General features: G+C 71.2%; 18 protein-coding genes and 2 pseudogenes. 7 read left to right on the top strand and 13 right to left on the bottom strand.

Features of this window, described 5'->3' with window-relative positions; genetic code table 11:
* Positions 1-73 precede the first annotated feature (73 nt).
* Positions 74-1,237, top strand: coding sequence for a methyltransferase (locus GLX30_RS29990; protein WP_167306877.1), 1,164 nt, complete (start codon positions 74-76; stop codon positions 1,235-1,237).
* Between the two features lie 3 nt (positions 1,238-1,240).
* On the opposite strand, the gene GLX30_RS29985 is transcribed toward GLX30_RS29990, so the two are convergent.
* On the bottom strand, positions 1,241-1,864 hold the full coding sequence (locus GLX30_RS29985; RefSeq protein WP_159694074.1) for a flavin reductase family protein: 624 nt from the start codon (positions 1,862-1,864) through the stop codon (positions 1,241-1,243).
* 89 nt (positions 1,865-1,953) lie between these two features.
* Here GLX30_RS29985 and GLX30_RS29980 point away from each other — a divergent pair, with 89 nt between their 5' ends.
* Both GLX30_RS29980 and lnt read left to right on the top strand, forming a co-directional pair.
* Positions 1,954-2,412, top strand: a complete 459-nt coding sequence (locus tag GLX30_RS29980) for a nuclear transport factor 2 family protein (RefSeq protein WP_208545513.1) — start codon at positions 1,954-1,956, stop codon at positions 2,410-2,412.
* 207 nt (positions 2,413-2,619) lie between these two features.
* Positions 2,620-4,254 carry an apolipoprotein N-acyltransferase gene (lnt, locus tag GLX30_RS29975; protein WP_159694072.1) on the top strand — a complete coding sequence of 545 codons (1,635 nt, stop codon included), beginning with the start codon at positions 2,620-2,622 and terminating at the stop codon, positions 4,252-4,254.
* Here lnt and GLX30_RS29970 read toward each other — a convergent pair.
* A complete protein-coding gene (locus tag GLX30_RS29970; protein ID WP_159694069.1) occupies positions 4,178-5,083 on the bottom strand; it encodes a Gfo/Idh/MocA family oxidoreductase in 906 nt (301 codons plus the stop codon). The two genes, lnt and GLX30_RS29970, sit on opposite strands and share 77 nt — an antisense overlap.
* Before the next feature lie 26 nt (positions 5,084-5,109).
* Entirely contained in the window at positions 5,110-6,360 is a 1,251-nt protein-coding gene (locus tag GLX30_RS29965) for an FAD-dependent monooxygenase (protein WP_159694067.1), read from the bottom strand.
* An 83-nt stretch (positions 6,361-6,443) separates the two neighbouring features.
* Here GLX30_RS29965 and GLX30_RS29960 point away from each other — a divergent pair, with 83 nt between their 5' ends.
* Together GLX30_RS29960 and GLX30_RS29955 are read left to right on the top strand one after the other, a co-directional pair.
* Positions 6,444-7,058 (top strand): TetR/AcrR family transcriptional regulator, encoded by a 615-nt coding sequence (locus tag GLX30_RS29960; protein ID WP_159694065.1) that lies wholly within the window; start codon positions 6,444-6,446, stop codon positions 7,056-7,058.
* A 40-nt stretch (positions 7,059-7,098) separates the two neighbouring features.
* On the top strand, positions 7,099-7,611 hold the full coding sequence (locus GLX30_RS29955; RefSeq protein ID WP_159694063.1) for a DinB family protein: 513 nt from the start codon (positions 7,099-7,101) through the stop codon (positions 7,609-7,611).
* Between the two features lie 22 nt (positions 7,612-7,633).
* Here GLX30_RS29955 and GLX30_RS29950 read toward each other — a convergent pair whose 3' ends face one another.
* The 10 genes and pseudogenes from GLX30_RS29950 to GLX30_RS29905 all read right to left on the bottom strand — a co-directional run bounded on the left by GLX30_RS29950 (position 7,634) and on the right by GLX30_RS29905 (position 16,020).
* Positions 7,634-8,104 carry a tetratricopeptide repeat protein gene (locus tag GLX30_RS29950; protein WP_159694062.1) on the bottom strand — a complete coding sequence of 157 codons (471 nt, stop codon included), beginning with the start codon at positions 8,102-8,104 and terminating at the stop codon, positions 7,634-7,636.
* Between the two features lie 117 nt (positions 8,105-8,221).
* Positions 8,222-8,905 (bottom strand): uracil-DNA glycosylase, encoded by a 684-nt coding sequence (locus tag GLX30_RS29945; RefSeq protein ID WP_159694060.1) that lies wholly within the window; start codon positions 8,903-8,905, stop codon positions 8,222-8,224.
* A 79-nt stretch (positions 8,906-8,984) separates the two neighbouring features.
* Positions 8,985-10,558: pseudogene (locus tag GLX30_RS29940) on the bottom strand (ABC transporter substrate-binding protein).
* A gap of 127 nt (positions 10,559-10,685) precedes the next feature.
* Positions 10,686-11,465 carry an SDR family oxidoreductase gene (locus tag GLX30_RS29935; protein ID WP_159694058.1) on the bottom strand — a complete coding sequence of 260 codons (780 nt, stop codon included), beginning with the start codon at positions 11,463-11,465 and terminating at the stop codon, positions 10,686-10,688.
* A gap of 17 nt (positions 11,466-11,482) precedes the next feature.
* Positions 11,483-12,244, bottom strand: a complete 762-nt coding sequence (gene fabG, locus GLX30_RS29930) for a 3-oxoacyl-ACP reductase FabG (protein ID WP_159694056.1) — start codon at positions 12,242-12,244, stop codon at positions 11,483-11,485.
* Between the two features lie 168 nt (positions 12,245-12,412).
* A complete protein-coding gene (locus GLX30_RS29925) occupies positions 12,413-12,796 on the bottom strand; it encodes a DUF3037 domain-containing protein (RefSeq protein WP_159694054.1) in 384 nt (127 codons plus the stop codon).
* Positions 12,793-13,659 (bottom strand): HipA family kinase, encoded by an 867-nt coding sequence (locus GLX30_RS29920; protein ID WP_159694052.1) that lies wholly within the window; start codon positions 13,657-13,659, stop codon positions 12,793-12,795. The genes GLX30_RS29925 and GLX30_RS29920 overlap by 4 nt, the downstream gene beginning before the upstream one ends.
* 286 nt (positions 13,660-13,945) lie before the next feature.
* A complete protein-coding gene (locus GLX30_RS29915) occupies positions 13,946-14,410 on the bottom strand; it encodes an ArsI/CadI family heavy metal resistance metalloenzyme (protein ID WP_159694050.1) in 465 nt (154 codons plus the stop codon).
* Positions 14,411-14,443: 33 nt separating this feature from the next.
* Positions 14,444-15,805 carry an NAD(P)-binding domain-containing protein gene (locus tag GLX30_RS29910; RefSeq protein ID WP_159694048.1) on the bottom strand — a complete coding sequence of 454 codons (1,362 nt, stop codon included), beginning with the start codon at positions 15,803-15,805 and terminating at the stop codon, positions 14,444-14,446.
* Between the two features lie 44 nt (positions 15,806-15,849).
* On the bottom strand, positions 15,850-16,020 hold the full coding sequence (locus tag GLX30_RS29905; RefSeq protein WP_244258322.1) for a hypothetical protein: 171 nt from the start codon (positions 16,018-16,020) through the stop codon (positions 15,850-15,852).
* A 74-nt stretch (positions 16,021-16,094) separates the two neighbouring features.
* Here GLX30_RS29905 and GLX30_RS29900 point away from each other — a divergent pair, with 74 nt between their 5' ends.
* Positions 16,095-16,451, top strand: coding sequence for a metalloregulator ArsR/SmtB family transcription factor (locus GLX30_RS29900; RefSeq protein ID WP_159694044.1), 357 nt, complete (start codon positions 16,095-16,097; stop codon positions 16,449-16,451).
* A gap of 126 nt (positions 16,452-16,577) precedes the next feature.
* Positions 16,578-17,072: pseudogene (locus GLX30_RS29895) on the top strand (hypothetical protein); the annotation flags it as partial.
* Positions 17,073-17,183: the final 111 nt, after the last annotated feature.

Genomic DNA, 17,183 nt, shown 5'->3' with positions numbered 1-17,183 from the left:
GAGGCCGATGCCCGGCCACCGCCGCCCGAGGCCGGGCAGCGGCCTTCCCCCGCTCGGCTAGCCTGAGTGCACGATGAACCGTCTGACCACGCCATGGGGCGCGTACGAGCTCGCCCGCTTCCCCGAGGACCCGCGCGACACGCTCCGCGCCTGGGACGCCGCCGACGAGTACCTGCTGCGCCATCTGCACGGCATCGACGACGCCGCGCCGACGGACCTCTCCGGCACGGTGGCCGTCGTCGGCGACCGGTGGGGCGCCCTTGTCACCTCCCTCGCGGCCCACGCGACCGGGGAGATCGTCCAGATCACCGATTCGTTCCTGGGCCAGGAGGCGACCCGCGGCAATCTTCGCCGCGGCGGCGTCGAGCCGGGCAGGGTGAGGCTGCTCACCGCGCGGGACGAACCACCGGAGCACGTCGATGTGCTCGTGATCCGCGTGCCGAAGAGCCTCGCGCTGCTCGAGGACCAGTTGCACCGGCTGGCGCCGTCCGTGGACGCGGACACCCTCGTCGTCGGCACCGGCATGGTGACGGAGATCCACACGTCCACGCTGAAGCTGTTCGAGCGCATCCTCGGGCCGACCAGGACGTCCCTCGCGGCGAAGAAGGCCCGGCTGATCTTCTGCAGCCCCGACCCGGCCCTCCCCCGGCTCCCGAGCCCGTGGCCGCTGCGGTACGCCCTGCCGTCCGACACCGGAGTCCTCGCCGGCCGCACCGTCACCAACCACGCGGGCATCTTCTGCGCGGAACGCCTCGACATCGGCACCCGCTTCTTCCTGCGCCACCTGCCCCAGGACCATGGCCCGGAGCGGGTCGTGGACCTGGGCTGCGGCAACGGCGTGGTCGGCACGGCGGCCGCACTGGCCGATCCCGACGCGCAGGTGACGTTCGTCGACGAGTCGTACTCCGCGGTGGCCTCCGCGGAGGCCACCTTCCACGACAACGTGCCGTCCGGCACAGCGGAGTTCCTGGTCGGTGACGGGCTGTCCGCCCTCGCGGACGCGTCGGTGGACCTGGTCCTGAACAACCCGCCGTTCCACTCCCACCGGGCGACGACCGACACGGCGGCCCGGCGGATGTTCGCCGACGCGCGCCGCGCGCTGCGGCCCGGCGGTGAGCTCTGGGTCGTCGGCAACCGGCATCTCGGCTACCACGTGCGGCTGCGGCGGCTGTTCGGCAACTGCGAAGTGGTCGCCGGCGATCCCAAGTTCGTCGTGCTCAAGGCCGTACGGCGCTGATCCTCAGCGGGCCGCTTCGGCCTCCGCCTCCTGCCAACGGCTGTACGGGACACGGGAGATCTCGCGTACGCCGCCGAGCGTGCCCCACTCGTCCTTGCCGAGCCGGGTCAGCGGCGCGAGCCGGGTCACCTCCGGGTGTCCTTCCGCCATGACCTCCTCGCTGACGGCGGCGTGCACCACCCTGCCGAAGACGACGGTCGAGTCGCCGAGCCGTAGCGTGCTGTGGAGTTCGCACTCGAGAACCACGGGTGACGCCGCGACCCGCGGCGGCTTCACCCGCAGACCGGGCTCCCTGGCGACGCCGACGGCGTCGAACTCGCTGATCCCGCGGGGAAAATCCGTCGCCGTGGCGTTGATCTGCTCGAACATGCTCTCCGGCGCGAAGTTGACCACGAACTCCCCGGTCTCCTCGATGTTGCGCAACGAGTCCTTGCGCCCGACGGAGGTGAACTGGACGACCGGCGGTGCCACGCACGAGATCGTGAAGAACGAGTGCGGGGCGAGATTGTCGGTGCCGTCCGCGGAGGTGGTGGACACCCAGGCGATGGGGCGTGGCACGACGGTTGCCGTCATCAGCCGGTAGAAGGCGTCGCGGTCACAGCGGGCGGGATCGAAGTCGATGCGCATGGGTGGAGTATGGCTCGTTGCCGACGCCGTGCGGGTGACGGGTGTGCACGGCTCTTGGCCTGGCACGCCGCCTGGCCGACACTGACCCGATGACACAGCGCGTGGATCTCGCGACCGTGATGGACAGGCTTGCCGTCGACGACGTCGTCACCGACTACGCGGTGGCGGTCGACGACGGCGACTGGGACGCCTACCGTGCGCTGTTCACGGGCGACGGCCGGGCGGACTACCGCGGTTCCGGCGGTATCGAAGGGCCGGCGGCCGAGGTCGCCGACTGGCTGGCGCGTGCGATGCGGCTCTTTCCCGTGCGCCAGCACCTCATCGTGAACCGGCGGGTGACTGTCCAGGACCTGGGCGGGTATCCGGGTGACCGGGCCGAGGTGCGCGCCGACTACCTCAATCCGATGCGGACGGAGTCGGGTGACGAGTTCGTGTCGGGTGGTCGCTACGGGTTCGTTCTGACCCGGGAGGAGGCCGGCTGGCGGCTGCGGTCCGTGGTGATCGAGGAGAAGTGGCGGCGCGGCGGCGACAAGCCGGGCGACGTCTGACGCGGCAGCGGACGAGCGCCGGCGACACGGGGCGGGACCCGGCGACGCCGGACGTGACGGAGAGGTGGTGTCGGCCGAAGCCGCGCCCCAGGCGCCTCCTCGGTGGCGCCTGGGGCGGGTGAGGCGCACTGTTCGCCCGCGCCGATCTTCGCGCACACTGGTGGTGAACGGCTCGTGGCCCCTCGAGGCCGGACGAGGAGGCGCTGCATGCGAATTCCGGTCGGCAGGCGGGACACGACGCGGCACGACGGGTGGCACCAACGGTTTCTTCGTTCGCGGGGATCGCGCGGCGCTGTCGTTCTCGTGGCCGGTGCGCTGCCCGCGCTCGCCTTTCCGGAACCGTCGCTGTGGTGGTTCGCCTATCTCGCCCTGGTCCCGTGGATGCTGCTGCTGCGCACCGCGCCCACCGCCCGCCGTGCGGCGTTCGAGGGCTGGCTCGGTGGTGCCGGTTTCATGATCGCAATGCATCACTGGCTGCTGCCGAGCCTGCATGTCTTCCTGCTGGTGCTGGCCGCGCTGCTGGGGCTGCTGTGTGCGCCGTGGGGGGTGCTCGTGCGGGCCATGCTCGGCGGGACGCCCTCGACGGCCCGTGCGGTCGTGGCCGTCGGGGCCGTCCCCGCGGGCTGGCTCATGATCGAACTGGTCCGTTCCTGGGAGGGGCTCGGCGGCCCGTGGGGCCTGCTGGGCGCGAGCCAGTGGGAGGTGGCTCCGGCCCTGCGGCTCGCCTCGGTCGGCGGTGTCTGGCTGGTGAGCCTGCTGGTGCTGGCAGTCAACACCGTGGTCGTGCTCGTGGTGGCCGTCAGGAGTGCCCGCAGGGCGGCTGTGGCGGCCGTCGTCCTCTGCGCGACCGGCGTGACCCTGGTGTGGGCGTGGGCGCCCCAACCGCGCGAAGCGGGCCGGGTGCGGATCGCGGTGGTCCAGCCGGGCGTCGTCGGCGGCATGCTGAGCGCGGAGCGGCGTTTCGACCGCGGCGAGGAGCTGACGCGCGAAGTGAAGGGCCGCGATCCCGATCTGGTGGTCTGGGGCGAGAGCAGCGTCGGCGCGGACCTGCGGGCGCGGCCCGATCTGGCGGAGCGCCTGGCCGCCCTGTCCGGCGAGGTCGGCGCACCGATCCTGGTCAATGTCGACGCGCGGAGCGAGAACGCCTCGGGGGCGCCGGGGATCTACAAGAGTTCGGTGCTCGTCGGCCCGGACGGCCCGACCGGGGACCGGTACGACAAGATGCGGCTCGTCCCGTTCGGTGAGTACATCCCTGCCAGGTCGCTGCTCGGCTGGGCCACCTCCGTGGGCCGGGCGGCGGGCGAGGACCGGCTGCGCGGGCACGCCCCGGTGGTGATGGCGCTGCCGGGTGACGGCACGCGGGCGCCCGGTCTGCGGCTCGGGCCGCTGGTCTGCTTCGAGTCGGCGTTCCCCGACATGAGTCGGCGGCTGACACGGGACGGCGCACAGGTGCTGGTGGCCCAGTCGGCGACGTCGTCGTTCCAGGAGAGCTGGGCCCCTGAGCAGCACGCGTCGCTGGCGGCTCTGCGCGCGGCGGAGAGCGGCCGGCCGATGGTGCACGCCACGCTCACCGGCGTGAGCGCGGTGTACGCGGCGGGCGGTGACCGCGTCGGAGCACCGCTCTCGACGGAGAGCACCACCGCGGCGGTCTACGAGGTGCCCTTGGCGTCCGGCAGCACGCTGTACGTCAGGTTCGGCGACTGGCCCGTGTACGCGTCGGTGGCGCTGCTCTCCGTGCTGGGCGCGGTCGGCGGTGTACGTGCCCTCAGGCGGCCTGCTCCAGGGCCAGGCGGACCACACGCTCGCACAGCTCGTGAGTCCTCAACGCGTCCTGTGCGCTGAGGACCTTCCCCGCGCGTACGGAGTCGAGGAAGGCGTGCACGACCTGCTCGATGCCGCGCTGGCGGGCCACCGGCACCCAGTCGCCCCGCCGCCGCACGCTGGGCTGGCCCTTGTGGTCGACGATCTCGGCAAGGTTGCGGACCTCGCGCTTGGAGTCCTGGCCCGAGACCTCGAGGATCTCCTCCGTCGAGCCGCTCATCCGGTTCATGACGCCGATCGCGGTGAATCCGTCGCCCGACAGCTGGAGCACGACGTGGTGCATCAGCCCGTCGACGATCCGTGCGCGTACGTCGGTGTGCTCGACGGTTCCCGGGAGGAGGAAGCGCAGGGTGTCGACGACATGGATGAAGTCGTCGAGGACGAGGGTGCGTGGGTCCTCCGGGAGGCCTACGCGGTTCTTCTGCATCAGGATCAGTTCGCGCGGGTGCTCGAGGCACTGCGCGTAGCCGGGTGCCAGCCTGCGGTTGAAGCCGACGGCGAGGCTGGTGCCGCGTTCCTCCGCGAGCGCCACCAGCCGCTCGGAGTCGGCCAGTTCGTAGGCGAGCGGCTTGTCGACGTAGGTCGCCACGCCCGCCTCGAGCAGCCGGGTGACGATCTCGGCGTGGGCGGAGGTCGAGGCGTGGACGAAGGCCGCGTCCAGTCCCTGTGCGAGGAGGGAGCCCAGGTCGGTGTGGCACCGCTCGGCGGGGATGTGGTGGGTCTCCGCGATGCGGGCCAGGGTGGCCGGCGTGCGGGTCTGGAGGTGCAGTTCGACGCCGGGCAGGGTGGTGAGCACCGGCAGGTACGCCTTCCGCGCGATGTCACCGAGCCCGATGCAGCCGACCTTCACGGGTCCCCCTCACATGCCCGGCAGGCTCACCGCCGTGCCGGTTGTTCGTCATGCGCGCCTGGCACTCCGTGCGCGTCCTGTGCTCCGGCAGCATACGTGCGCCGTGGTGGCTGCCAGTCGGCGATCCCGTCGAAGGTGCGGAGCACCAGGCCGGGGCCGAGGCGGGAGACGGTGGACATGAGGGCGTCGCGGACGGCGACCGCGGGTGCGCTCCTCAGCGACATCAGCCGGGCGACCTGTGCCGACTTGCGGACGATCGCCGCGGTGCGTGGTTGCCGCTCCGCGCTGTAGGCGGCGAGCCCGGCGCCGAGGTCGAGGCCGGTGGCCGTGTGGTGGGCGAGGACGATCGCGTCCTCGATGGCCTGGTTGCCGCCCTGACCGAGCGTCGGGGCCATGGCGTGCGCGGCGTCGCCGAGGAGCACGGTGCGGCCGCGGTGGTAGGCGGGCAGCGGCCGGATCATGTGGTGGACGTCGTTGCGGAGCACGCTCTCCGGTGCGGCGGCGGCGATGACGCCGGGGACGGGGTCGTGCCAGTCGCCGAACCTGCGCAGCAGTTCGGCCTTCTCACCGTCGGCCGCTGTGCCTCCCTGCGGGGTGATGACGGCCGCGTAGGCGTAGATCCGGCCGTCCTTGAGGGGCTGGGTGCCCCACAGGGAGCCGGGGCCCCACGTCTCGTGCGGCTCGAAGGGCTGCTCCGGCGCGGGTACGACCACGCGCCAGGTGGTCATCCCGGAGTAGGCGGGCCCCGGATGGTCGGGGAAGAGGGCGCGGCGCACCGCGGAGTGGATGCCGTCGGCGCCGATGACGAGATCCGCCTCGATGTCGCCGTCGGGTGTCGTCACCCGGGCCGGGCGGCCGCCGGCGGTCCCCGCGTCGGCCAGTTCGCCGGGGCAGCCGGTGCGCACGGTGCCCTCCGGCAGCCTGCGGGCGATCCGGTCGATCAGGGTGGCACGGTGGACGAGCACGAGGGGTCCACCGAACCGTTCCGCGGCGGCGGCGCTGTCGGTGCGGGACAGCCAGCGGCCGGCGGGGGTCCGCATGCCGCCGGGGCCCTGCCAGGCGGCAAGGCCGCGGATCTCGTCGCCGAGTCCGATGACGTCCAGTGCGCGTTGGGAGTTGGGGGCGAGTCCGATGCCCGCGCCGACGGGTTCGAGGGACGCGGCCCTTTCCAGGACGGTGACCTGCCAGCCGTGCTGCCGCAGGGCGACGGCTGCGGTGAGGCCGCCGATCCCGCTTCCGACGACGACTGCGTGAGCGGCTTGACGTGGTACGGGCATGGCTGCTCCTCCACTTCGTTACTACACCTGTAGTGACGCCACCTACGCTACTACATCTGTAGTTCCAGCGGTAGATTGACCGCATGGCCGCACGCACCGCCCCGCCCGGCGCCCCTCGGGCAGAACTCATCGCCGACACCGCGCTCGCGCTCCTCGCCGAGCGCGGGATGCGCGGGCTCACCCACCGCGCCGTGGACGAGGCGGCGGGCCTGCCGCAGGGCTCGACCTCCAACCACACCCGCACCCGCCAGGCCCTGCTCGAAGCGGCGGTACGCCGGCTGGCGGACCGCGAGGCGGCCGTCCTCACCGTGGCCGAGATGCCGGCCGCATCGGGCGGCAGGGGCGACCTGCTGGACGCCATGGCGCTCGCCCTGCACCGCTATCTGACCGGCCACCCCGAACTGCTCGTCGCCCGCTACGAACTGGCCCTGGAGGCCACCCGGCGCCCCGAGCTGCGGGAGTTCTACGACCGGACGGGCAGCCGCTTCCGCGCCCCGCTCAACGCGCTGATGGCCGAGGCGGGTTCGGCCGAGCCGGAACGCCACGCGCTGTCCCTCGTCGCATGGTGCGAGGGGCTGATGTTCGCCTGCGCCGTCGGCTCCTACCACGCGGCGGTACCGAGCCTCGAAGAATTGCGCAAGGGTTTCCAGGAGCTGTTGCGCGGCCTGCTCGGCACACAAGCCGGACAAAGCGAATAACTCCTGGCACCACGGCGGACGGTGACGCAGGATGATCGCCATGACCACTGAAACACGTACCGAGCCCTCCACCACCGCCGGCGAACGCGCCATGCTGGAAGGCTTCTTGGACTACCACCGCGAGACCCTGATCATGAAGTGCGCCGGTCTGGACGACGCACAGCTGCGGACGGCCTCGCTGGCGCCCTCGAAGCTCACCCTGCTGGGGCTCGTACGCCACCTCGCCGAGGTCGAGCGCTACTGGTTCCGCGAGATCATGGACGACGAGGACCTGCCCGACCTGTACTCCACGGAGGAGGACCGGGACGGGGACTTCCATGTCACAGAAGAGGACACCTGGGCCGAGGCGCACACGACCTGGCTCACCCAGGTCGCCGACGCCCGCAAGGTCACGGAAGCGCATGAGCTCGACGACCTGTCCGTGTCGCGCAGCCGCGGCGGCGAGGCGTTCAGCCTGCGCTGGATCCTCACCCACATGATCGAGGAGTACGCGCGCCACAACGGCCATGCCGACCTGCTGCGCGAGCACATCGACGGCGTCACGGGCGAGTGACCGGGCGGGGGCAGCAGGCGGCTCAGCCGGCCCCCAGGGTGTGTTCCAGGCGGTCGATGGCGGCGCGCACCCCGCGGCCGTAACCGTCGTCGCCCAGGGCGTCCGTGGACGCGCGTGCCCGTTCCAGATGGGCGCGCGCCTCCTCGGGGCGATGCAGCTTGACGTAGTCCGCCGCGAGATTCAGATGGAGCGAGGGGTACAGGGCCCGTACCGCGAGTGTCTGGTGCCGGGCGAGCCGTTCGTCGCTCAGCCCGTCGGCCGCCGACAGGGCACGCAGGTCCCAGGCAAGTTCGTCCGCCGGGTCGTCCTGGACGTCCGCCATGCAATGGGCGAGGGTGCAGCGGTGCAGGGCGTCACCGTCCTCGCCGATCTCCGACCACAGCAGCGCGAAGCGATTGCGCGCCTCCTCACGGTCGCCCCCGTGCAGCAGCATCATCGCCTGCCCGATCCGGGTCATGACGATGTCCTGCGACGCCTCCTGCTGCTCCATCACTGTGGCCTCCTCGTCCGCGGCGAAGTGCTGCTTGAGGACACCGACGCTATCCGCCAGGGGGGCCGATCCCGCACAGGCTCGGGCTGCGGCCCGAGCCTGTCAGCCGGGTGGGCCGATTCAGCCGAGGTCGGGGATGCGCCAGTCGATGGGGTCGTGGCCCTGCGCCGCGACGGCCTCGTTGATCCGGCTGAACGGCCGGGAGCCGAAGAACTTCTTCGCGGACAGCGGTGAGGGGTGCGCCCCCTTCACCACGACATGCCGCTCCTCGTCGATGAGCGGCAGTTTCTTCTGCGCGTAGTTGCCCCACAGGACGAAGACGGCCGGGTCGGGCCGGGATGCCACCGCGCGGATCACCGCGTCGGTCACCTTCTCCCAGCCCTTGCCCTTGTGGGAATTGGCCTCGCCGGCCCGGACGGTCAGCACCGCGTTGAGCAGCAGCACGCCCTGGCGCGCCCACGGCATCAGATAGCCGTTGTCCGGGACGGGATGGCCGAGCTCGCTCTGCATCTCCTTGTAGATGTTGCGCAGGGACGGCGGGGTCCTGACGCCCGGCCGCACGGAGAAGCAGAGGCCGTGCCCCTGGCCCTCCCCGTGGTACGGGTCCTGGCCGAGGATGAGCACCTTCACCCGGTCGTACGGCGTGGCCTCCAGTGCGGCGAACACCTCCGCGCTCGGCGGATACACCGGCCCGTTGGCCCGCTCCTTCTCGACGAACTCGGTGAGCTCCCTGAAGTACGGCTTCTGCAGCTCTTCGCCGAGGACGCCGCGCCAGGACTCGGGCAGCATGTCGGTGTCGGTCACGTCAACAACCTCCGTCGATGGGCCGGTTCCGAGATCCCGGAACCGAGATCTCAGAACCTACCCGGGGGCACTGACAGCGCTACCAGCTGGCCTTGCGGTACAGCTCCCACACCTGCATGACGGTCTGCGGGTCGAGGGCACGCTCGCCGCCGCCGATCTCCTCGCTGGCCGCCACGTACAGTTTGCCCTGCCACAGCGGCAGCAGGCGAACGTCGTCGACGAGGATCTCCTGCGCCTTCTCGAACTGCTTGGTGACCGCTCCACGGTCGCTCTCACGCCGGGACTGCACGAGCTGCTCGGAGATCTCGGGTGCGTCGTACGGGGTGCCGAGGACGTTGTTCGGGCCGACGAAAGGTGCGATGAAGTTGTCCGGGTCCGGGAAGTCCGGGAACCAGCCACGGCCGAAGACGGGGTACTGGCCCGCCTGGTAGCCCTTCTGGAACTCGTCCCACGGCTTGCCCTGGATCGTGACCTTGAACAGGCCGGTTGCCTCGAGCTGCCGCTTGATCTCGGCGAACTCGGGGCCGTGGCGGAGCCGTACCGGTCGGTGGTGTACCAGAAGTTCAGCGGCACGGGCTCCGAGATGCCCGCGTCCTCGAGGATCTCCTCCGCCTTCTTGACGTCCGGCTCGCCGTACCGGTCGAAGAACTCGGTGGTGTGCCCGGCGATGCCCTTGGGGACCATCGAGTACAGCGGCTCGGCGGTGCCCTTGTAGACCTTCTCCACGAGCGCGCCGCGGTCGACGATCTGCGCGATCGCGCGACGCACGGCCAGCTTGCCGGCGTTGGGGTCGGACGGGTTGAAGACGAGGTAGCGGATGTCGGCGCCGACCGTCTCGACCAGCTGGAGGTGGTCGTTCTCCGGCTTCTTCTCCTGGAGTTCGACGACCTGCTCCGCGGTCAGACCACGGTTGATCGCGTCGATCTCCTGCTTCTTCAGGGCCGTCATCATGAGAGCGGAGTCCTGGAAGTAGCGGATCGTCACCGCCTCGTTCTTGATCTTCGCGAAGCCCTTGTACTTGTCGAAGCGGGTCAGCTCCGCCCGGTCGCCCTTCTCGTACGAGGCCATGGCGTACGGACCGGAGCCGGTCAGCTTGCCGTCCTCACGAAGCTTGTCGGCCGGGTACTCGGAGGGCGGCACGATCGACATGGCCGGGGTGGCGAGGATGAACGGGAACGTGGCGTCGGACGTCGTGAGCCGGAAGGTCACGATACGGTCACCGGTCGTCTCCACCTTGTCGAGCGACCCCAGCAGCCCCTTCGGACCACCCTGCACGGCGATGGTCCGGATGCGGTCGATGGAGTGCTTGACCGCGGCGGCGTCGAGCTTGTCGCCGTTGGTGAAGGTGAGGCCCTCCCTGAGTTCGCACTCGAAGACCTTGTTGCTGCTGTCGGCGAAGCGGCACTCGGCCGCGTCGGACTGCGGCACGGTGCTCCCCGTCGGGAAGCTCACCAGGGTCTGGAAGACGTTCCGGTACAGCTCCCACGAACCGTCCCAGGCGGCAGCCGGGTCGAGAGTGCTCGGCTCGCTGGTCGTACCGACGGAGATCTTCTGTTCACGGTCGGCGTCCTCGTCCGAGAACAGGCCGCACCCCGCCAGCAGAGATATGGACGCTAGGGCTGCAGCGGCCTGCAGACAGGTCCGGTAGAACACGTGCACGCTCCTCGTTCAGCCATGGGTCGGCGAACCATACCGCAGCGCCCCGCCGGGTCAACCTGACGGCCCGGCGGGGCACTTGGATCATTCAGGAACAAACCGCCTCAGGGCGGTCCGCTCGGCGTCAGTGGACGCCCGCGTTGAGGAAGATACCGCCGTCCACGACGAGCGTCTGCCCCGTGATCCAGTCCGACTGCTCGGAGGTCAGGAACGCGGCCGCCCCGCCGATGTCCGCCGGCACGCCGAGCCGCCCCAGCGGGTACGCGGCGGCCGCCTCGGCCTCCCTGCCCTCGTAGAGCGCCTCCGCGAACTTGGTCTTGATCACCGCGGGTGCGATGGCGTTGACACGTACGGACGGCGCGAGCTCGTGCGCCAGCTGGAGCGTCAGGTTGACCATGGCCGCCTTGCTCATGCCGTACGCGCCGATGAAGGGCGACGCGGAGACACCGGCGACCGAGGCGATGTTCACGATCGCACCGCCGTTCTCCTTCTGCCACGCCTTCCACGTCTGCTGCGCGAAGCCGAGGGCGGAGATCACGTTGGTCTCGTAGACCTTGCGCGCCACGTTCAGGTCGAGCTCGGCGATCGGGCCGAAGACCGGATTCGTGCCGGCGTTGTTGACCAGGAAGTCGACGCGGCCGAAGGCCTCCATGGTGCGCTCGACCGCCGCCGCCTGGTGGGCCTCGTCGTGGGCCTTGCCCGCCACCGCGATGACCCGGTCTGCGCCGAGGCGCTCCACGGCCTCCTTCAGGGCCTCCTCGCCGCGGCCGGTGATGCACACCCGGTCGCCACGGGCGACGAGTGCCTCGGCGATGCCGTACCCGATGCCCCGGCTCGCACCGGTGACCAGCGCGACCTTGCCGCTGTCCGCGACCTGCCCCGCCCCTGCTGTCTGTGCTGCCATGTCGTTCGAACCCCGATTCAGTTGAGCGGGCCGCCGGCCACGTACATGACCTGGCCGGAGACGAATCCGGCGTCCTCACCGGCGAAGAAGGCGATCGCATTAGCGACGTCCTCGGGCCGGCCGACGCGCTGGACGGGGATCTGGGTCGCGGCGGCGGCCTGGAACTCCTCGAAGCCCATACCCACGCGGGCCGCCGTCTGCGCCGTCATCTCGGTGACGATGAAGCCCGGGGCGACGGCGTTGGCCGTGATGCCGAACTTGCCCAGCTCCTTGGCCAGGGTCTTGGTGAAGCCCTGAAGGCCGGCCTTGACCGCCGCGTAGTTCGCCTGCCCGCGGTTGCCGAGCGCCGAGGAGGAGGACAGGGAGACGACACGGCCGAAGCCGGCGTCGACCATGTGCTTCTGACAGGCCTTGGCCATCAGGAACGCGCCCTTGAGGTGCACGTTGACGACGGTGTCCCAGTCGGACTCGCTCATCTTGAAGAGCAGGTTGTCGCGGAGCACACCGGCGTTGTTCACCAGGATCGTCGGCGCGCCGAGCTCGGCAGCGACGCGTGCCACGGCGGCCTCCACCTGTGCGGCGTCCGAGACGTCGCAGCCCACCGCGAGCGCCTTGCCGCCGGCTGCGGTGATCTTCTCGACCGTGTCCTTGCAGGCCGCCTCGTCGAGGTCGAGTACGGCTACGGCCCGGCCGTCGGCCGCGAGCCGGACGGCGGTGGCAGCGCCGATGCCGCGCGCGCCCCCGGTAACGACAGCCACACGCTGCTCGGTGGTGGACATTCTGGTTCTCCTCGCCCTTGAAGCCCGTCAATCCCTGTGCCGACGTTCACGGCCCTTCACTGAGCAACCGCTTAGTACCTTCGGCAGACAGGACGCTAGAAGCCCTGGCACTCGGTGTCAACGGCACCGGGGGTCAACGGCGCATGTCACATCGATCAGCCGCGTCCGTCAGCGCACCAGCAGGTCGAGCAGCCGCTCCACCTCCGCCTCCGGATCGGCGGTGAGCCCGGTGTGCACCGGTCCCGGCTGGACGACGGTGGACCGGGGCGCGATCAGCCAACGGAAGCGCCGGCCCGCGTCGTCACGGGAGGCCTGTCCCGCGTACTCGCCGCCACGGCAGACGCCCTCCACGGCGTGGAGCGCCGCCCGTACCCCGGTCACGTCGGCGGCCGGGTCGAGCGCCCGCAGCTTCGCCTCGTCCAGATGGGTACGGGCGGCCACGAAGGTCCTGGCGCGGCAGTAGACCACGACGCCCGCGTTGAAGCACTCCCCGCGCTCGACCCGCGGCACCACGCGCAGCAGCGCGTACTCGAAAACATCGCGGTCGTTCACCGGCGTGCGTCCTTCTCGTCCGTCTGCGCGTGCTTCTTCGCGGCGTGCGGCCACGGCGTCGCGTGGTCGGTCAGCCAGCCGGGCGCCTGGGACGGCCGGGTCTTCGTCGGGGCGTTCAGCGTGATCCGCTCGTGGATGGTCGCGGCTCGCGGCAGCAGGGCCTCGACGTAGGAACGACGCAGCGCGTCGGTGGAGTCGAAGCCCGGCTCGTCGACCAGCCACTCGTCGGGCACCTCCGCCGCGACCTCGGTGAGCAGTTCCTCCGTGACCAGCGGCGCGAGCTCGGCGGCGGCCGCCTGGACGTCGGGGCCGAAGGGGGCGAGCGCGTGGTCGGAGGCGTCGTACGGCTTGGCGGCGGAGGCGGCGGCGCCGGGCCAGTTGTGGTGCCAGATCATGGTGGCGCCGTGGTCGATGAGCCAGAGGTCCCCGTGCCACACCAGCATGTTGGGGTTGCGCCAGGACCGGTCCACGTTGTTGATCAACGCGTCGAACCAGACCACCTTGCCGGCCTCGGCCGCGCCCACCTCGTAGGCGAGCGGATCGAATCCGAGCGACCCCGGCAGGAAGTCCATGCCGAGGTTGAGCCCGCCGCTGGCCTTGAGCAGCTCCTGCACCTCCTGGTCCGGCTCCGAGAGACCGATGACCGGATCGAGCTGGATCGTGACGAGGTCGGGCACGCGTAGCCCGAGCCGCCGCCCGAGCTCACCGCAGATGACCTCGGCGACGAGGGTCTTACGGCCCTGCCCGGCGCCGGTGAACTTCATGACGTACGTGCCGAGATCGTCGGCCTCGACGATTCCGGGGAGCGAACCGCCCTCGCGCAGGGGCGTGACGTAGCGGGTCGCGGTGACCTCTGTAAGCATTTTCCCAGGCTATCCGGTTGCTGTACTTCAGGATCAACGGCGTGGCCGGAACGGTCACTTCCGCATCTCCGCCTCCGCGGTTCCGCTCCGGGTCGGGTGCGGGCCGTGCCGCACACGGACGGGCCCGCCCGCGGTCTGCCGGAGACTTCGGGCGGTCCTCGTATGTCGGACGCGCGGCACTCCCCCGTCCGCCCGGCCTGCTCCTGCGGTGCCCGGGACAGCGAGAGGCCGCGACCGGTCCCCCGTTCCGGTCGCGGCCTCACGGCGTGTGAAGGTCGGTGCAGCGTCAGCAGCAGCCGCCGGCGGCTACGGAGCCGCGGGCATCCGTGTCGGCGCCGGCCGGGCCTGAGCAACACGGGCTGCCCTGCTGCTTGGCCAGAGTGCCGGCGTCGGCCTTGACGACGTACACCTCCCACGGCTCCCGGCCCGGGCCGTGGACCCACACCTTGTCCTGGAGGGCGTAGCAGCAGTTGGTGTCGTTCTCCTCCGCCGTCGCGAGCCCCGCCTCGCTCAGGCGGGCGGTGGCAGCGTGGACGGCGTCGGTGCTGTCGACCTCCACCCCGAGGTGGTCCAAACGGGTGTCCTCACCCACCGGCCCTTCGATGAGGACGAGCTTGAGCGGGGGCTCGGCGACGGCGAAGTTGGCATAACCGTCACGGAGCTTGGCCGGCCCGGTGCCGAAGAGCTTCGTGTAGAAGGCGATGGATGCGGCCAGGTCGGGAACGCGCAGAGCGAGCTGTATGCGGGACATGACGGTCCTCCTGCTCGGGTGGGTGGTGGAGCGTCAGCAGCCGCCGGTGGCGGCCGGGGCGCCGACGCCGATCTGGACGGTGGCGGGGGCCGCGCAGCAGCCGCCGCCGTCGGCCGGCGCGGTCTCGGGCTCGTCGAACAGCCCCGCTCCGCCGCACACGCCCGTCTCGGGGAGCGTCAGCTCCACGCGCTCGGCGGCCTCCTGGTCGCCGGCGATCGCGGCGGCGATGGAGCGGACCTGCTCGTAGCCGGTCATGGCGAGGAAGGTGGGGGCGCGGCCGTAGGACTTCATGCCGACCAGGTAGACGTCCTTCTCCGGGTGGGAGAGCTCGTTGACGCCGTGCGGGTAGACCGTGCCGCAGGAGTGCTGGTTGGGATCGATCAGCGGGGCGAGCTCGACCGGGGCCTGGAGGCGCTCGTCCAGGTCGAGCCGGAGCTCGTCGAGGAAGGTGAGGTCGGGGCGCAGGCCGGTGAGGACGATGACCTCGTCGACGGGATCGAGGCGGCGGCCGTCGTCGCCGACGAGGACCAGGCGGCCGTCTCCGTCGCGTTCGATCGCGTCGGTGCGGAAGCCGGTGACCGCCTCGGCGTAGCCACCGTCGACGGCCGACTTCGCGGCGAGGCCGAGGGCGCCGCGGGCGGGGAGCTGGTCGGCCTCACCGCCACCGAAGGTGGCGCCGGAGATACCGCGGCGCAGGATCCACACGCCGTGCGTGCCGGCGCCGTCGTCGGACTTCGCCAGGTCGGCGAGACCGGCGAGCGCGGTGAAGGCGGAGGCGCCCGAGCCGACGACCGCGGTACGCCTGCCCGCATAACGCGCCCGTACCGCCGGGTTCTTGAGGTCGGGGACACGATAGGTGATGCGGTCGGCCGCAGCCTTCTCGCCGAGGGCGGGCAGGCCGCTGCCGCCTGCCGGGCCGGGGGTGGCCCAGGTGCCGGAGGCGTCGATCACGGCACGGGCGGTCAGACGCTCTTCGCGGCCGTCGGCGTGCTCGACGTGGACGACGAAGGGCCGGCTCTCGCGGTCGGCGTCGACCACGCGGTCACGGCCGGCGCGGGCGACGCCGGTGACGGTGGCGCCCGGACGCACCCGGTCGCCGAGGACGTCCGCGAGCGGCCGGAGGTACTGCTCGGCCCAGTCCCCACCCGAGGGGTACGTCGCCGGGTCGGGCCGCACCCAGCCGGTCGGGGCCAGCAGCTTCTCCGCGGCGGGGTCGACGACTTCGCCCCAGGTGGAGAACAGCCGCACGTGGCTCCACTCGCGCACCGCGGCACCGGCGGCGTCGCCTGCTTCCAGGACGAGGGGCTCGATGCCGCGCTCCAGCAGGTGGGCGGCTGCTGCGAGTCCGACGGGTCCGGCTCCGACGACGACGACGGGGAGCTGCTGGGTGCTCATGGTGGTGGTTCTCCTCGGTGCGAAGGGTGGTCGGTGCGGGCGGGTCAGCGGGCGTGCATGAGCGCGGTCAGCTGTGTGCGCGCCCGGATCTCCGCTGCTCGGGCGGCGCTGTCGCTGATCCGGGCGCGGCTGTCACAGAATCTGACGCCGGCCATATGGCGGGCGGTGCGGCGCGCCTTGGCGGCGCTGAGCACGATGCGGATCGCTGTCGTCACGACAACCCCCTGTTTCGATGTCTGTCGATACACCAAAGCTTGCTCCTCATATCGACGAGTGTCAACATAGACGCATGTCGAACTCAGAAGTGGTGGAGCTGCACGTCCTCGAAGGCGAAAGCGTGGTGCCGTGCTGCCCTCCGATCACCGCCGGGGAGCTCTCACAGACGGACGCGGAGAAGATGGCCGGCATGTTCAAGGCACTGTCGGACCCGGTGCGCCTGCGCCTGTTCTCCAAGGTGGCTTCGCATCCGGGCGGTGAGGCGTGCGTGTGCGACATCGCCGACGTCGGCGTCTCGCAGCCGACCGTCTCCCACCACCTGAAGAAGCTGCGCGAGGCCGGTCTGCTGACCTCCGAGCGGCGTGGCACCTGGGTCTACTACCAGGTCGCCCCGTCCGTGGTGGCGGCGATGTCCGCCTTGCTCGCCTGACGGACCTCACCCGCCCGCGCCGCTCCGAGACCGTGAGGGCGCTGCGGAGCCGTGACGGACGAGAACACATCGGCCCAGGCGGCCACCGAGCTGAGACGATGCCTCTGTTTCCCCGGCGGAGGATCTTTGTTCGTTTTCGTGTGTGCGGGGTGCGGCGCCGAGTTGACCGCCCCGTTGTCCCAGGTTTCCCTTCCGGCCCACGCCCATCAGAAGTACGGGAACGGGTCCCAGCTCCCGGTGCTCATGGAGTCGGGGACCTTCGCCGTCGACCCGGAGCCGTGAGGGCCGCCGTGGCGCATGTGGGAACAGATCGATGCGGATGAGGCAGCCGTCCGCGGTGTCCACGCGCCGGTCCACGCCCTGTCCGACGGCGCACCCGGCGCGGTCGTCATCGCACCCGGAGACATCCGCGGTGCTCTGGTTCTCCCCGAGAAGCGCGGTGGCGCCTGCTGCGGCCTCGACAGGGCGGACGGCCCCAACATGGTCTGCCAAGGCTGCGGTCTCCTCGTGGCCACCAGGATCGACGACTGCTCGCTCTGGCAGGCGGTGTGGCTCGCCCCGAAGGCCGTGCGCCGCCTCCGCGTCGACGGCGCCGACGCCGACGCCGAACCACTCTCCTGGCACCGCACTCTGGCGCGGCTGCCGGCCGTCCGAAGCCCATGGCTCCGCGAGACCTTCGACAGCCTCACGCGGTCCTCGCGCACCGGCCTGTGACCGACTGGCGGAAGGCGC

This window comes from Streptomyces sp. Tu 2975 (assembly GCF_009832925.1).
Lineage (GTDB): Bacteria > Actinomycetota > Actinomycetes > Streptomycetales > Streptomycetaceae > Streptomyces.
The sequence above is the reverse complement of the archived record's forward strand: the minus strand, read 5'-3'. Positions and strand labels throughout refer to the sequence as shown.

Bases quoted from the DNA above. Each gene is read 5' to 3' on its own strand.
- GLX30_RS29990 (WP_167306877.1), top strand. From the start codon at position 74: ATGAACCGTCTGACCACGCCATGGGGCGCGTACGAGCTCGCCCGCTTC.
- GLX30_RS29985 (WP_159694074.1), bottom strand. From the start codon at position 1,864: ATGCGCATCGACTTCGATCCCGCCCGCTGTGACCGCGACGCCTTCTAC.
- GLX30_RS29980 (WP_208545513.1), top strand. From the start codon at position 1,954: ATGACACAGCGCGTGGATCTCGCGACCGTGATGGACAGGCTTGCCGTC.
- lnt (WP_159694072.1), top strand. From the start codon at position 2,620: ATGCGAATTCCGGTCGGCAGGCGGGACACGACGCGGCACGACGGGTGG.
- GLX30_RS29965 (WP_159694067.1), bottom strand. From the start codon at position 6,360: ATGCCCGTACCACGTCAAGCCGCTCACGCAGTCGTCGTCGGAAGCGGG.
- GLX30_RS29960 (WP_159694065.1), top strand. From the start codon at position 6,444: ATGGCCGCACGCACCGCCCCGCCCGGCGCCCCTCGGGCAGAACTCATC.
- GLX30_RS29955 (WP_159694063.1), top strand. From the start codon at position 7,099: ATGACCACTGAAACACGTACCGAGCCCTCCACCACCGCCGGCGAACGC.
- GLX30_RS29935 (WP_159694058.1), bottom strand. From the start codon at position 11,465: ATGGCAGCACAGACAGCAGGGGCGGGGCAGGTCGCGGACAGCGGCAAG.
- fabG (WP_159694056.1), bottom strand. From the start codon at position 12,244: ATGTCCACCACCGAGCAGCGTGTGGCTGTCGTTACCGGGGGCGCGCGC.
- GLX30_RS29920 (WP_159694052.1), bottom strand. From the start codon at position 13,659: ATGCTTACAGAGGTCACCGCGACCCGCTACGTCACGCCCCTGCGCGAG.
- GLX30_RS29915 (WP_159694050.1), bottom strand. From the start codon at position 14,410: ATGTCCCGCATACAGCTCGCTCTGCGCGTTCCCGACCTGGCCGCATCC.
- GLX30_RS29910 (WP_159694048.1), bottom strand. From the start codon at position 15,805: ATGAGCACCCAGCAGCTCCCCGTCGTCGTCGTCGGAGCCGGACCCGTC.
- GLX30_RS29900 (WP_159694044.1), top strand. From the start codon at position 16,095: ATGTCGAACTCAGAAGTGGTGGAGCTGCACGTCCTCGAAGGCGAAAGC.